Source organism: Streptomyces sp. NPDC051136 (assembly GCF_044455745.1).
Taxonomy (GTDB): Bacteria; Actinomycetota; Actinomycetes; order Streptomycetales; family Streptomycetaceae; genus Streptomyces.
In genome coordinates this window covers 692,498-706,037 of record NZ_JBITFE010000002.1, presented here as the reverse complement: position 1 = coordinate 706,037, position 13,540 = coordinate 692,498, and the positions used below count along the sequence as shown (strand labels likewise).

Below are 13,540 nucleotides of genomic sequence, written 5' to 3'. Positions count from 1 at the left end.
ATGTCGAAGATCAAGCCCAGCAAGGGCGCCCCGTACGCGCGCATCCTCGGCGTCGGCGGTTACCGCCCGACGCGGGTGGTGCCGAACGAGGTGATCCTCGAGAAGATCGACTCGTCCGACGAGTGGATCCGCTCGCGCTCCGGCATCGAGACCCGGCACTGGGCCGGCCCGGAGGAGACGGTCGCCGCGATGTCGGTGGAGGCCTCCGGCAAGGCACTGGCCGACGCCGGGATCGACGCCTCGCGGATCGGTGCCGTGGTCGTCTCGACCGTGTCGCACTTCAGCCAGACCCCGGCCATCGCCACCGAGATCGCCGACCGGCTCGGCACGGACAGGGCCGCGGCCTTCGACATCTCGGCGGGCTGCGCGGGCTTCGGCTACGGGCTGACGCTCGCCAAGGGCATGATCGTCGAAGGTTCGGCCGAGTACGTGCTGGTCATCGGCGTGGAGCGGCTGTCCGACCTGACCGACCTGGAGGACCGGGCCACGGCCTTCCTGTTCGGCGACGGCGCCGGCGCGGTGGTGGTCGGTCCGTCCCAGGAGCCGGCCATCGGTCCGACGGTGTGGGGCTCGGAGGGCGACAAGGCCGAAACGATCAAGCAGACGGTCTCCTGGGACCGTTTCCTCCCCCACCTCCGGCTCCGCTCCGGCGGGGGGACCCCCACCGGTGACGTCTCCGAACTCCCCCTCGACTCCGAGGGCAACGTCAAGTTTCCTGCGATCACGCAGGAGGGCCAGGCGGTGTTCCGCTGGGCCGTGTTCGAGATGGCGAAGGTCGCGCAGCAGGCGCTGGACGCGGCCGGGATCAGCCCGGACGACCTGGACGTCTTCATCCCGCACCAGGCCAACGTGCGGATCATCGACTCGATGGTGAAGACGCTGAAGCTGCCGGAGCACGTCACGGTCGCCCGTGACATCCGCACCACCGGCAACACCTCGGCCGCCTCGATCCCGCTCGCGATGGAGCGGCTCCTGGCGACCGGCGACGCGAAGAGCGGCGACACCGCGCTCGTCATCGGCTTCGGGGCGGGTCTCGTCTACGCCGCGACGGTCGTTACCCTCCCCTAGGCACTGCGTGCCGGATCATGCGGTCCGGGACGGAGAGCAGCAGCACCCGCCGCGACGCGGCGGGCCGCCACACCCTCTGGACAACAAAGAAGGAGCGCCATCATGGCCGCCACTCAGGAAGAGATCGTCGCCGGTCTCGCGGAGATCGTGAACGAGATCGCCGGCATCCCGGTTGAGGACGTCCAGCTGGACAAGTCCTTCACCGACGACCTGGACGTCGACTCGCTGTCCATGGTCGAGGTCGTCGTCGCCGCCGAGGAGCGCTTCGACGTCAAGATCCCGGACGAGGACGTCAAGAACCTCAAGACGGTCGGCGACGCGACCAGCTACATCCTCAAGAACCAGGGCTGATCGACCGATCACTGTCCCTGGGCAGACTGCCCCGCCGCCCGGCGGTGGCGCCGTACGAATCCGTATCCCGTTGGAGAAAGAATTCCCGTGAGCTCGACCAATCGCACCGTGGTCGTCACCGGTATCGGCGCAACCACACCGCTGGGTGGCGACGCAGCCTCGACCTGGGAGGGCCTGATCGCCGGCCGGTCCGGCGTCAAGCCCCTGGAGCAGGAGTGGGCCGCCGACCAGGCGGTCCGCATCGCCGCGTCCGCCGCCGTGGACCCCTCCGAGGTCATCCCGCGGCCGCAGGCCCGCCGTCTGGACCGCTCGGCGCAGTTCGCGCTGATCGCGGCCCGGGAGGCGTGGAAGGACGCCGGGTACTCCGGCAAGGCGGGCGAGAGCCCCACCGAGGACGGGGCGGCCCACGTCGACCCCGACCGGCTCGGCGCGGTCATCGCCTCCGGCATCGGCGGCGTGACGACGCTGCTGGACCAGTACGACGTGCTGAAGGAGAAGGGCGTCCGCCGCGTCTCCCCGCACACCGTCCCCATGCTGATGCCGAACGGCCCCTCGGCCAACGTGGGCCTGGCCGTGGGCGCCCGCGCGGGCGTGCACACCCCGGTCTCCGCCTGCGCCTCGGGCGCCGAGGCCATCGGGTACGCCATCGAGATGATCCGCACCGGCCGCGCCGACGTCGTCGTCGCGGGCGGCACGGAGGCGGCGATCCACCCGCTGCCCATCGCCGCGTTCGGCAACATGATGGCGATGTCCAAGAACAACGACGACCCGCAGGGTGCCTCGCGCCCCTTCGACACGGCCCGCGACGGCTTCGTCCTCGGCGAGGGCGCCGGCGTCCTGGTCCTGGAGTCCGCCGAGCACGCCGCCGCGCGCGGTGCCCGCGTCTACGCGGAGGCGGTCGGCCAGGGCATCTCCGCCGACAGCCACGACATCGTGCAGCCGGAGCCGGAGGGCCGCGGCATCTCCGCCGCCCTGCAGAACCTGCTGGACGGCAACGACCTGGACCCGGCCGAGATCGTGCACGTCAACGCGCACGCGACCTCGACGCCGGCCGGTGACATCGCCGAGCTGAAGGCGCTGCGCAAGGTCCTCGGCGACCACGTCGACCACATGGCGGTCTCCGGCACCAAGTCGATGACCGGTCACCTCCTCGGTGGCGCGGGCGGCGTGGAGTCGGTGGCGAGCGTGCTCGCCCTGTACCACAGGGTGGCGCCGCCGACCATCAACGTCGAGAACCTCGACCCGGAGGCCGAGGCCCACGCGGACATCGTCCGCGGCGAGGCCCGCAAGCTCCCGGCCGAGGGCCGCATCGCCGCGCTGAACGACTCGTTCGGCTTCGGCGGGCACAACGTGGTCCTCGCCTTCCGGACGGTCTGAGCGACCGCCGTACGCACGTGAAGGGCCCCCACCGGCCGGTGGGGGCCCTTCACGTGCGTACGCGACGGACGGGGGGTCACACCACCTGGTGCAGCCAGCGGACCGGGGCGCCCTCGCCGGCGTGGCGGAAGGACTCCAGTTCGTCGTCCCAGGGCTTGCCGAGGAGCTTGGCGATGTCCGACTCCAGGTCGGTCTCGCTGCGCTGGGAGCGGACCAGGGCGGCCCGCAGCCGGTCCTCGGGGATCATGATGTCGCCGTGGATGCCGGTGACGGCGTGGAAGATGCCGAGGTCGGGAGTGCAGCTGTAGCGCTCGCCCTCGGCGTTCGCGGACGGTTCCGCGGTGACCTCGAAGCGCAGCAGCTGCCAGCCGCGCAGTGCGGAGGCGAGCTTGGAGGCGATGCCGGCCTGCCCCTGCCAGGAGAACTCCGAGCGCCAGGTGCCGGGCGCGGCGGGCTGCCGGGTCCAGTCCAGGCCGACGCGCGTGCCGAGGACGCCGGCGATGGCCCACTCGACGTGCGGGCAGAGCGCGCGCGGCGCGGAGTGCACGTACAGGACTCCACGTGTCGTCACCGGAACCTCCGGGCTGAGCGGGACATCTCGGAACGGGTGGAACGGCCGTGACCGGGGCGGCCACGTGTAGGGCGAGGCTACCGTGCGACGGGGCAAGGAGTGTGACGTACCGTCGGTCCCGCCGCCGACAAACCGCCGCCATTCACCCGGCAGGACGCTTGTACGGGTGTGAGCCGTCGCATCGCCGCCCTCGGGAACCCTCGCGCGGTGTCATGGGTTGAGCACGGTGGAGACACGAGGCGAGGGGTGGGACCGGAATGGGACGAGGGACGGACCAGGGGGCGCGGTACGGCCGTCGCCGGACGCGCGCCGCGCTCGCCGTCCTGACCGCGGCCGTCCTGGGGGCGGCGGGCTGCGACGCCGGGGGCGGCGGCTCCCCCGCCCCGTCCGCGGGCGCGTCGAAGCGGCCGAGGCCGGCCCCGGCGTGGGACACGAGCCCGGAGTCGGTCGCCGCGGTGGGCGACTCCATCACGCGCGGGTTCGACGCCTGCGCGGTGCTGTCGGACTGTCCCGAGGTGTCGTGGGCGACCGGCAGCAGCGCGAAGGTCGACTCGCTCGCCGTGCGGCTGCTGGGGAAGGCGGACGCGGCCGGGCACAGCTGGAACTACGCGGTCACCGGGGCCCGGATGTCCGATCTGACCGTCCAGGTGACGCGGGCGGCGAAGCGCCGGCCGCAGCTGGTGGCGGTGATGGCCGGGGCGAACGACGCGTGCCGGTCCACGACCTCGGCGATGACCCCGGTGGCGGACTTCCGGGCCCAGTTCGAGGAGGCGATGGCCACCCTGCGCAAGAGGCTGCCCAAGGCGCAGGTGTACGTGTCGAGCATCCCGGACCTGAAGCGGCTGTGGTCGCAGGGGCGCACCAACCCGCTGGGCAAACAGGTGTGGAAGCTGGGCCTGTGCCCGTCGATGCTGGGCGACGCGGACTCCATGGACGCGGCGGCAACCCTGCGGCGCAACACGGTGCGGGACCGGGTGACGGACTACAACGAGGTGCTGCGGGAGGTCTGCGCGAAGGACCGGCGGTGCCGCACCGACGACGGCGCGGTGCACGCGTTCCGGTTCGGCACGGACCAGTTGAGCCACTGGGACTGGTTCCACCCGAGTGTGGACGGCCAGGCCCGGCTGGCGGAGATCGCGTACCGCACCGTCACCGCGAAGTCGCCCTGACCTGGGCATGTCCCGGCCATGTCCTAGAGTTCCGCACATGAGCGAACTCTTCGGCACACTTTCCGACGGCACCCCGGTTCACCGCTGGACCCTGGAGCGGGCCGGCGTACGGGTACGGGTCCTGTCGTACGGCGGGATCGTGCAGTCGGCCGAGGTGCCGGACCGGGACGGGAACACCGCCGACGTGGTGCTGGGGTTCGCCGGCCTGGACGGCTACGTGACGCACCCGGAGCCCTATCTCGGCGCGCTGGTGGGGCGGTACGCCAACCGGATCGCGGGCGGGCGCTTCCCGCTGGACGGGCGGACGTACGCGCTGGCGCCCAACGAGGGGGCCAACACGCTGCACGGCGGCGAGCGGGGCTTCGACAAGCACGTGTGGGACGTGAGCCCGGTCGGGGACGGCGGGCACGGCGTCCGGCTGAGCCGCGTCTCGCCGCACGGCGAGGAGGGCTTCCCTGGGCGCCTGGAGATGTCGGCGACGTACACGCTGGAGGAGTCGGGCGCGCTGCGGATCGCGTACGAGGCGGTCACGGACGCGCCGACGGTGCTGAACCCGACGAACCACAGCTACTTCAACCTGAGCGGTTCCGGGCACGCGGGCGGGCACGAACTGCGGCTGGCCGCCTCCCGGATCACGCCGGTCGACGCCGGCCTGATTCCGGCGGGCGACCCGCAGGACGTGGCGGACACGCGCTTCGACTTCCGGCGGGCGCGCAAGGTCGGTTCGGGCTACGACCACAACTTCGTCCTGGACAAGGGCGTGACGGACGCCGCCGAGGAGGTCGCCGAGCTGTACGACCCGGCGTCGGGGCGGGTGCTCACGGTGGCGACGACCGAGCCGGGCCTCCAGCTGTACACCGCCGACCACCTGGGCGAGCCCTTCGCGCCCGGTGACGGGATCGCGCTGGAGACCCAGCACTTCCCCGACTCGCCGAACCGGCCCGACTTCCCGAGCACGGTGCTGCGGCCGGGCGAGGTGTTCCGCTCGGAGACGGTGTACGCCTTCTCGGTGCGCCGGGAGGCGTAGCAGCGGACGAGGGGGACTGAGCCCCGGCCCGGCCGTCAGGTTCCGGACCGGGGCTGTTCGCGGGGGCGCGCGTACGGCGGCGTCCCGGGTCCGACGGTAACCGTCGCGGTGTCCCGGTGGTCCGCGATCACCCGCCCGATCACAAGTTCGTACGAACCCTTCACAAACAGCCACGAGTCGGTCGCCATGCGCCATGGCGCGCTCCCCTCCCGTCACGCGATACTGCCGCCGTCCCACAGCGCACCCCACGGCGACGGAAGGACCTGGACTCCCTTGACAGCCCTACGTGTTCGGATCGGCGTACTCGGACTGGCCCTGGTGGCGGGACTCGCGGCCCCCGCCACGGCGACGGCGGCACCCCCGGCGGGCGGCGCCGCGCCCGCACCGACCGTGGAGGAGCGGCGGCTCGACGGGGACGTGCCCCGGGAGATCCTGCGGCGCTCCGGCTTCGCGGAGGTGGCACCGGCGTTCACCCGGGAGCTCGGGCGGGCGGACTCCTACCGCGAGGCCCGGCGTGTCGTCGCGCACGAGGGTGCGGCGCTGTGGCGCAGGGCGGTGGACCGGGTACGGGGCCGCGGGCCGGCCCGCGGCGACCTCAGCCGCGACGACGACCGGCCGCTGTACTGGGCCCGGCTCGGGATGACGCGGGAACTGCGCACGTGGCAGCCCGCGTTCGGGCTGGGCGAGCGGCAGCGGGCCGCGCTGCTGACGGAGCTGGAGCGCACCTCGCGGGGTCAGCGCGACCTGCGCCTGCCGCGCGAGGTACGGGACGGGCGCGGCAAGGGCGTGAAGCGGGTGCTGCTCACCGGTTTCGACCCGTTCACCCTGGACCGCGACATCCGGATCTCCAATCCGTCCGGCGCCGTCGCACTCGCCCTGGACGGCGCGGTGATCGACACCCCGGAAGGTCCCGCACGGGTGGAGACGGCCGTCTTCCCGGTGCGCTGGGCGGACTTCGCCGAGGGGGCGGTGGAGCGGGCGCTGCGGCCGTACCTGCCGCGGGTGGACCTGTTCACCACGGTGAGCCAGGGCCGGGCCGGGCGGTTCGACGTGGAGCGGACCAACGGGGCCTGGCGGGGCGGCTTCCCGGACAACGACGGCGTCTCCCGCACGGAGACCGTCCCGGTGACCGGCCCGGCCGCGCAGCCGCAGTGGACGACGACCACGCTGCTCCACGCGGCGATCACGGCCGCGGACACGGGACGCTTCCCGGTGTACGACCACACGAGCGTGACCGAGATCCCGGCGGGAGGCACCGAGCCCGTCGTGCGTCCGGACGGTCCCACGCCCGGTTCGACGGCCCGGGCGGGCGGCGGCGGTGACTACCTCTCCAACGAGATCGCCTACCGCGCGACGCTGCTCCGGGACCGGCTCGGGCTGCACGACTCGCTGCCGGGCGGGCACGTGCACACGCCGGTGCTGGAGTTCGGGGACGGGAACACCGATCCGGCTACGGGGGCGGTGACCGACCCGGGGTTCGTGCGCAACCGGCTGGACATCGTGGCGCAGACGCGGGCGATCGTGGCCGTGGCGGTCAGTGCCCCGGGGCCGGACCGGGGCTGACCGCCGAGTCCGCGGCGGTGTCCCCCGAGTGGTCGTCGGCGCCGTCGCGGGTCTCCTCGCCCAGCAGCTCGCGGGCGAGGAGGGTGGCACCCGCGACCGCGCCCGGCATCAGGAACACCGCGACGAACGGCACCAGGAAGGACACGCCGAGCGGGGTGCCGAAGCCCCAGACCAGCATGCGGCGCGAGCGCAGCAGGGCGAGGCGCTCGCGCAGTTCGACGCCGCGGCGCTGGAGGGCGACGGCGGCGAGTTCCTCGGTGAGGAAGAAGCCGGTGACGAAGAAGCCGATCACCGGGACCACCGTCTGGCCGACGACCGGGACGAAACCGAGCGCGAAGAGCAGCACGCCCCAGACGGCGGCGCGCACGAGGATCCGCAGGCTGTCGCGGCCGGAGACCCACAGCTCGCGCCAGAGCGGCAGGCCGGACTCGGGAGCGGTGCCGTCCGGGGAGACGTCGCGGTCGACCCGCTCGGAGAGGGCCTCGTAGAAGGGCTGGCCGACCAGCAGGGTGACCGCGGTGAAGGTGAGGACGGACAGGAGCAGCGCGAGGGCGAACAGCACGGCGGTGAGGAAGCCGCGGAAGAGCCCGAGCCAGGGGCTGGACCAGTCGTCGGCGAAGGGGGTGGCCCAGCCGACGAAGTCCTCGCCCCACAGCGCGAGCGCGATCAGCACGCCCACGTACAGGACCAGGGTGATCAGGCCCGGAACGAGCCCGAAGCCGTAGCTCCTGCCGTGCCGGGCCACCCAGCGCTGGCCCTTCAGAAGGTGGCCGAATCCCGCCCCGAGATCACGCATGGGCGGCACTCTACCGGGCGGCGCGCCGGCCCGTTCCCGCGCCCGCTCCCGCGCCCGATCCCGGTCCCGGTCCCGGTCCCGGTCAGACCAGCGTCACGGTGATGTTGCCGCGGGTCGCCTTCGAGTACGGGCAGACCTGGTGGGCCTTCTCCACCAGCGACCGCGCGGTGGCGGCGTCGACCGACGGGATCTCGGCGGAGATCTCGACGATGATGCCGAAGCCGTCGTCGTTCTTGCCGATGCCGACCTTGGCGGTGACGGTGGAGCCGGTGATGTCGGCGCCCTCCTGGCGTGCCACGACGCCCAGCGCGCCCTGGAAGCAGGCGCTGTACCCGGCGGCGAACAGCTGCTCCGGGTTGGTGCCGGCGCCGTTGCCGCCCATCTCCTTGGGCGGGTTCACGACCACGTCGAGCTTGCCGTCATCGGTGGCCACCCGGCCGTCGCGGCCGTTCTCGGCGGTGGCGACGGCGGTGTAGAGGACTTCGGACTGCTGGATGGGCATAAGGGTGTCTTCCTCCTCGGTCCGCCGGGACTCGCGCCCACGATCACGACGGATTTCGGAAAGACGCTACCGCATGCCGGAAACCGGGGGAAGCCCGCTCCCGGTCGCCCGGTCACCCCGACGGGTGCCGGCCGCTCCGCCGAGCGGGCCTCCGGTGGACGTCAGAGCTTGACGATCATCTTGCCGGTGTTGTCGCCGCGCAGGACGCCGAGGAACGCCTCCAGGTTGTTCTCGATGCCCTCGACGACCGTCTCGCGGTACTTCAGCTCGCCGGAGCGGACCCAGGGGCCGACCTCCTCGACGAACTGCGGCTGGAGGTCGTAGTGGTCGCCGACCAGGAAGCCCTCGATGCGGCCACGGGTCTGGATGAGCCGGGCGAGGTTCTTCGGGCCGGGCGCGGGCTCGGTGTTGTTGTAGACGGAGATCGCGCCGCAGATGGCGATGCGGCCGTTCAGGTTGAGGGAGCCCACGGCGGCCTCCAGGTGGTCGCCGCCGACGTTGTCGAAGTAGACGTCGACGCCGTCCGGGGCGGCGGCCCGCAGCTGCTCGCTCACCGGGCCGTTCTTGTAGTTGAAGGCGGCGTCGAAGCCGTACTCGTCGAGGAGCAGCTTGACCTTCTCGTCGGAGCCGGCCGAGCCGATGACCCGCGAGGCGCCCTTGAGCTTGGCGATCTGCCCCACCTGGCTGCCGACGGCGCCCGCCGCGCCCGAGACGAAGACGGAGTCGCCCTCCTTGAAGGAGGCCGTGCGCAGCAGACCGGCGTAGGCGGTGAGCCCCGTCATGCCGAGCACGCCGAGGTACGTGGACAGCGGCGCCGCGTCCGGGTCCACCTTCACGGCGTGCTTCGCGTCCAGGGCGGCGTACTCGCGCCAGCCGAAGAAGTGCAGGACGTGGTCGCCGACGGCGATCCCCTCGGCGTTGGAGGCGATGACCTCGCCGACCGCGCCGCCCTGCATCACCTTGCCCAGCTCGTAGGGGGCGGCGTAGGACTTGGCGGCGCTCATGCGCCCGCGCATGTACGGGTCGACGGAGACGTACCGGTTGCGCACCAGCACCTGACCGTCGCCCGGGGTGGGGACCTCCGCCTCGACGAGCGCGAAGTCCTCCGGCTTCGGCCAGCCGACCGGGCGGGTGACCAGGTGCCATTCGCGGTTGACGGTGGGGAGGGCGGGGGAGTCGGTCATGGGGCACCTTCCTGGATGCGCGGGTGAGACCCGCGGTGTTTCATGTCCTGAAACAACCATGCGGCTGAACATTTCATGTTGTCAAACAACTGGGTACCCTGGTTTCCATGGCCACACCACGCGACACCACGCTCCGACCCGACGCTCTCACCCACGAGGTCGTCCAGCTGATCGCCGAGGTCGTCGCCCGCTACCACGCGGACTACGAGGAGGCGGCGGCCGAGCGCGCGCTCACCGGGGCGCAGGCCAAGCTGCTGAGCCTGCTGTCGCTGGAGCCGCTGCCGATGCGGAAGCTGGCCCACAAGCTGAAGTGCGAGCCGTCGAACGTCACGGGGATCGTGGACCGGCTGGAGGCGCGGGGGCTGGTCGAGCGGCGGCCGGATCCCGGCGACCGCCGGGTGAAGGTCGCCGCGGCGACGGAGGAGGGGCGCCGGGTGGCACGGGGGCTGCGGGAGTCACTGCGGTTCGCCCGGGAACCGCTGGCCGGACTGTCCGAGGCGGAGCGGGTCGCGCTGCGGGACGCACTGCGCCGGATGCTGGGGACGGACGGCTGAGGACTGACGGCCGACGACTGAGGACTGATGGCTGACCGCTGACGCCCGACGGCTGACGGCCGACCGCTGACGGCCGACGGCCGGAGCAGGCTCAGGTGCACCACCACAGGAAGCGGTCGCAGGTCTCCGTCGGGGTCGGGTCCGGGGACGGCGGCGGGGCGGGGGTGGTCACCGGGGGCGGATCGTCGGAGGGCTCGGGGGACGACGGTTCCGGGTTCGCGGGGTCGGCGGGGTGCGAGGTACGGGGGCGGGAGGCCGCGGGCGGGTCGGACTCGGCCGACGTCGTCGACTCCGTCGCCTCCGGGGACGCCGAAGGGGACGCGGACACCGTTGTCGTCACCGACGCGCCGGTGGTCGGTGCGCCCGGGGTCCGGTCCGTGCCCGAGGTGTCGTCGACCGGGACGGCCGGGGCCTCCCCCACCTCTCTCGTCGCCTCGCCGTCCGCCGACTCGCCGCCCGCCGCGGCCGGCTCCCGCGGGGAGTGCGGGGCGTCCGTGCCGAGTTCGGCGAGGCTCAGCCCGCCGGCCGCCAGGACGAAGCCCGCGACGACGAACAGGGTGCGTCGGCGGCGCCTGCGGTGTGCCGCGGCCTTGCGGTCACGGCGGCTGGACCGGGCGCCGGGCGGCGCGGCGTCGCCGGGGTCCTCTTCGGGGTCGTCCTCCAGGCCCAGCCCGGGGTCTTCGCGGGGGACGGCACCGGGATCCTCACCGGCGTGGATGCCCGGCCGTCCCCCGGCGTGGGCGCCGGGGCCCGCACCGAGGTCGTGCCGGGGACGCCCGCCGGCCACGGCCGCCCCGTCGGCGGTGCGCGGCGGCGTCGCTCCACCCACCGTCAGGCGGGCTTCGGACGCGCGGAGTTGTTCGGCGGGCGTGCCGCACCCCGGGCAGGCGAGGGCGCCGTTGAGGTGCCGTCGGCACGGGTGGCAGAAGTCCATGACGCGGGAAGGTTAAGTTCCGGGGCGGGCGGGTTCCTAGAGGCCACTGTGAAGGTTGTGTGGGAAAGGGCCCTGGGGCGCCTCTCCCCCGCTGTCCAAACTGCCGAAACCGTTATGTGTCCGACCCATTGACACTCCGAGTGCCCCGTCCTTACTGTCACGCCAGCATTTCGAACGAGTGACGAAATATCGAACAGAGTGAAGGGCAACCGCCGTGCGCATCACCGGAATCAGCACACACGTGGTCGGGACGCCGTGGCGCAACCTGACCTACGTCCAGGTGCACACCGACGAGGGCATCACCGGAGTCGGCGAGACCCGGATGCTGGGGCACACCGACGCCCTGATCGGCTATCTGAAGGAGGCCGAGGCCAACCACATTCTCGGTTCCGACCCGTTCGCTGTCGAGGACCTGTTCCGCCGCATGAAGTACGGCGACTACGGCCGCGCCGGCGAGATCGTGATGTCCGGCATCGCCGTCGTCGAGATGGCCTGTTGGGACATCAAGGGCAAGGCGCTCGGCGTCCCGGTCTGGCAGCTGCTGGGCGGCAGGGTCACCGACAAGGTGAAGGCGTACGCCAACGGGTGGTACACGACCGAGCGGACGCCGGAGGCGTACCACAAGGCCGCGCAGGGGGTCATGGAGCGCGGGTACCGGGCGCTGAAGATCGACCCGTTCGGCACCGGGCACTTCGAGCTGGACCAGCAGCAGACGAACTACGCCGTGTCGCTGATCGAGGCCGTGCGGGACGCCATCGGGCCGGACGCCGAGCTGATGCTGGAGATGCACGGCCGGTTCTCGCCCTCCACCGCCGTCCGGCTCGCCCGCGAACTGGCCCCCTTCAAGCCGGCCTGGCTGGAGGAGCCGGTCCCGCCGGAGAACCTCAAGGCGCTGCGGAAGGTCGCCGAGAAGGTCGACATCCCGGTCGCCACCGGCGAGCGCATCCACGACCGGATCGAGTTCCGCGAGCTGTTCGAGGACCAGTCGGTGGACGTCGTCCAGCCCGACGTCGGTCACATCGGCGGCATCTGGGAGACCAGGAAGCTGGCCGCGACCGCCGAGACGCACTACACGCTGGTCGCCCCGCACAACGTCGGCGGCTCCGTGCTCACCGCGGCCTCCCTCCAGGTCGGCTTCACCTCCCCCAACTTCAAGATCCTGGAGCACTTCAACGACTTCGCGGACGCGGAGATCAAGAAGGTCGTGAAGGGCGCCCCGCAGGTGGACCCGGAGGACGGGTGCTTCCACCTCTCCGACGCGCCCGGTCTCGGCGTCGAGCTGGACACCGACGCAGCGGCCGAGTTCCCGCAGCAGCAGGCCCGTTTCGACCTGTGGGCCGAGGGCTGGGAGAAGCGCGCCCCCAAGGGGACCGGGGCATGAGCGGCGCGGTCGTCGTCGAGGCGCCGGGAGTGCACCGGCTGGTGCCGCACGAGCCGCGTGAACCGGGGCCCGGCGAGGCGCTGGTGCGGGTGCACGCCGCCGGGATCTGCGGCAGCGACCGCGAGGTCTACCAGGGCAACCGGCCCGAGGGTTACGTGCGTTACCCGGTCACCCCGGGTCACGAGTGGTCCGGGACGGTGGAGCGGGTCGGCGCCGGGGTGCCGGACTCGCTCGCCGGCCGGAAGGTCGTGGGCGAGGGCTTCCGCAACTGCCAGGTGTGCGACCGCTGCCACGCGGGCGAGACGACGCTGTGCACCGCCGGGTACGAGGAGACCGGGTTCACCCGGCCGGGCGCCATGGCCCCGACGCTGACCCTGCCCGCCCGGCTGCTGCACGTCCTGCCCGACGACGCCGACCTCACCGCCGCAGCCCTGCTGGAGCCCGCGGCCTGCATCGCCGCCGCCGCGCTGAAGGCGAACGCCCGGCCCGGCGAGCGGGTCGCCGTCGTCGGCACGGGCACGCTCGGCATGTTCGCCGTGCAGTTCCTGCGCGCCGCGTCCCCGGCCGAGTTGCTGGTCGTCGGTACGCGCGGGGACCGGGAGGCGCTGTCGCGGCGGTTCGGCGCGACCGGCTTTCGCACCAAGGACCGGCCGCTGCCGGACGACTTCGACGTCGTGATCGAGACCGCCGGGTCCGCGGACGCCGCGCGTACGGCCGCGTCTCTGCTGCGCCGGGGCGGACGGCTGGTGCTGACCGGCATCCCGGCGCCGGGCGCCGACGGGCTCGACCCCACCGACCTGGTCGTACGGCAGCTGGAGGTGCACACCGTCTTCGGGGCGCCGCCGGACGCCTGGGCGCACACGGTGCGGGTCTTCGCGGCCGGTCTGCTCGACCCGCGGCCGCTGGTGACGCACGAACTGCCGCTCGCGGAGTTCTCCGAGGCCATCGAGCTGGTGGGCTCCGGCGACCCCAAGGTCGGCAAGGTGCTGCTGCACCCGGACGCCGGCCCCTGAGCCGTACGCCGGTGCGGGGGCGACCTGACGGCCCCCGCACCGGCGTACAC

General features: G+C 72.8%; 14 protein-coding genes. 9 read left to right on the top strand and 5 right to left on the bottom strand.

Features of this window, described 5'->3' with window-relative positions; genetic code table 11:
* From ACIBCJ_RS08665 to ACIBCJ_RS08655, 3 genes are all read left to right on the top strand, one after another.
* Nucleotides 1–1,068 (top strand): ketoacyl-ACP synthase III, encoded by a 1,068-nt coding sequence (locus ACIBCJ_RS08665; protein WP_362507691.1) that lies wholly within the window; start codon nucleotides 1–3, stop codon nucleotides 1,066–1,068.
* 102 nt (nucleotides 1,069–1,170) lie between these two features.
* On the top strand, nucleotides 1,171–1,419 hold the full coding sequence (locus tag ACIBCJ_RS08660) for an acyl carrier protein (RefSeq protein WP_362099037.1): 249 nt from the start codon (nucleotides 1,171–1,173) through the stop codon (nucleotides 1,417–1,419).
* Nucleotides 1,420–1,506: 87 nt separating this feature from the next.
* Nucleotides 1,507–2,796 carry a beta-ketoacyl-[acyl-carrier-protein] synthase family protein gene (locus ACIBCJ_RS08655; protein ID WP_362099040.1) on the top strand — a complete coding sequence of 430 codons (1,290 nt, stop codon included), beginning with the start codon at nucleotides 1,507–1,509 and terminating at the stop codon, nucleotides 2,794–2,796.
* Nucleotides 2,797–2,872: 76 nt separating this feature from the next.
* Here ACIBCJ_RS08655 and ACIBCJ_RS08650 read toward each other — a convergent pair whose 3' ends face one another.
* On the bottom strand, nucleotides 2,873–3,367 hold the full coding sequence (locus ACIBCJ_RS08650; protein ID WP_365979200.1) for a DUF3145 domain-containing protein: 495 nt from the start codon (nucleotides 3,365–3,367) through the stop codon (nucleotides 2,873–2,875).
* A 257-nt stretch (nucleotides 3,368–3,624) separates the two neighbouring features.
* Between ACIBCJ_RS08650 and ACIBCJ_RS08645 the strand changes: the two genes are divergently transcribed.
* From ACIBCJ_RS08645 to ACIBCJ_RS08635, 3 genes are all read left to right on the top strand, one after another.
* Complete coding sequence (locus tag ACIBCJ_RS08645) at nucleotides 3,625–4,536, top strand: SGNH/GDSL hydrolase family protein (RefSeq protein WP_365979199.1); 912 nt, start codon at nucleotides 3,625–3,627, stop codon at nucleotides 4,534–4,536.
* 37 nt (nucleotides 4,537–4,573) lie between these two features.
* Nucleotides 4,574–5,563: an aldose epimerase family protein gene (locus ACIBCJ_RS08640; RefSeq protein ID WP_362099047.1), complete on the top strand. Its 990-nt coding sequence runs from the start codon at nucleotides 4,574–4,576 to the stop codon at nucleotides 5,561–5,563.
* Nucleotides 5,564–5,836: 273 nt separating this feature from the next.
* Nucleotides 5,837–7,126 (top strand): pyroglutamyl peptidase, encoded by a 1,290-nt coding sequence (locus ACIBCJ_RS08635; protein WP_365979198.1) that lies wholly within the window; start codon nucleotides 5,837–5,839, stop codon nucleotides 7,124–7,126.
* Here ACIBCJ_RS08635 and ACIBCJ_RS08630 read toward each other — a convergent pair.
* From ACIBCJ_RS08630 to ACIBCJ_RS08620, 3 genes are all read right to left on the bottom strand, one after another.
* Nucleotides 7,098–7,922 (bottom strand): EI24 domain-containing protein, encoded by an 825-nt coding sequence (locus tag ACIBCJ_RS08630; RefSeq protein WP_365979197.1) that lies wholly within the window; start codon nucleotides 7,920–7,922, stop codon nucleotides 7,098–7,100. The two genes, ACIBCJ_RS08635 and ACIBCJ_RS08630, sit on opposite strands and share 29 nt — an antisense overlap.
* A gap of 82 nt (nucleotides 7,923–8,004) precedes the next feature.
* Nucleotides 8,005–8,424 (bottom strand): organic hydroperoxide resistance protein, encoded by a 420-nt coding sequence (locus ACIBCJ_RS08625; protein ID WP_133885903.1) that lies wholly within the window; start codon nucleotides 8,422–8,424, stop codon nucleotides 8,005–8,007.
* Between the two features lie 161 nt (nucleotides 8,425–8,585).
* Nucleotides 8,586–9,608, bottom strand: a complete 1,023-nt coding sequence (locus ACIBCJ_RS08620; RefSeq protein WP_365979196.1) for an NADP-dependent oxidoreductase — start codon at nucleotides 9,606–9,608, stop codon at nucleotides 8,586–8,588.
* 107 nt (nucleotides 9,609–9,715) lie between these two features.
* Between ACIBCJ_RS08620 and ACIBCJ_RS08615 the strand changes: the two genes are divergently transcribed.
* Nucleotides 9,716–10,162, top strand: coding sequence for a MarR family transcriptional regulator (locus tag ACIBCJ_RS08615; RefSeq protein WP_362507706.1), 447 nt, complete (start codon nucleotides 9,716–9,718; stop codon nucleotides 10,160–10,162).
* Nucleotides 10,163–10,253: 91 nt separating this feature from the next.
* Here the strand turns inward: ACIBCJ_RS08615 and ACIBCJ_RS08610 are convergent, their stop codons facing one another.
* Complete coding sequence (locus ACIBCJ_RS08610; protein ID WP_365979195.1) at nucleotides 10,254–11,096, bottom strand: hypothetical protein; 843 nt, start codon at nucleotides 11,094–11,096, stop codon at nucleotides 10,254–10,256.
* A 214-nt stretch (nucleotides 11,097–11,310) separates the two neighbouring features.
* Here ACIBCJ_RS08610 and ACIBCJ_RS08605 point away from each other — a divergent pair, with 214 nt between their 5' ends.
* Together ACIBCJ_RS08605 and ACIBCJ_RS08600 are read left to right on the top strand one after the other, a co-directional pair.
* Complete coding sequence (locus ACIBCJ_RS08605; protein ID WP_133885895.1) at nucleotides 11,311–12,477, top strand: mandelate racemase/muconate lactonizing enzyme family protein; 1,167 nt, start codon at nucleotides 11,311–11,313, stop codon at nucleotides 12,475–12,477.
* Nucleotides 12,474–13,490 carry an alcohol dehydrogenase catalytic domain-containing protein gene (locus ACIBCJ_RS08600; RefSeq protein WP_362099068.1) on the top strand — a complete coding sequence of 339 codons (1,017 nt, stop codon included), beginning with the start codon at nucleotides 12,474–12,476 and terminating at the stop codon, nucleotides 13,488–13,490. The genes ACIBCJ_RS08605 and ACIBCJ_RS08600 overlap by 4 nt, the downstream gene beginning before the upstream one ends.
* Nucleotides 13,491–13,540: the final 50 nt, after the last annotated feature.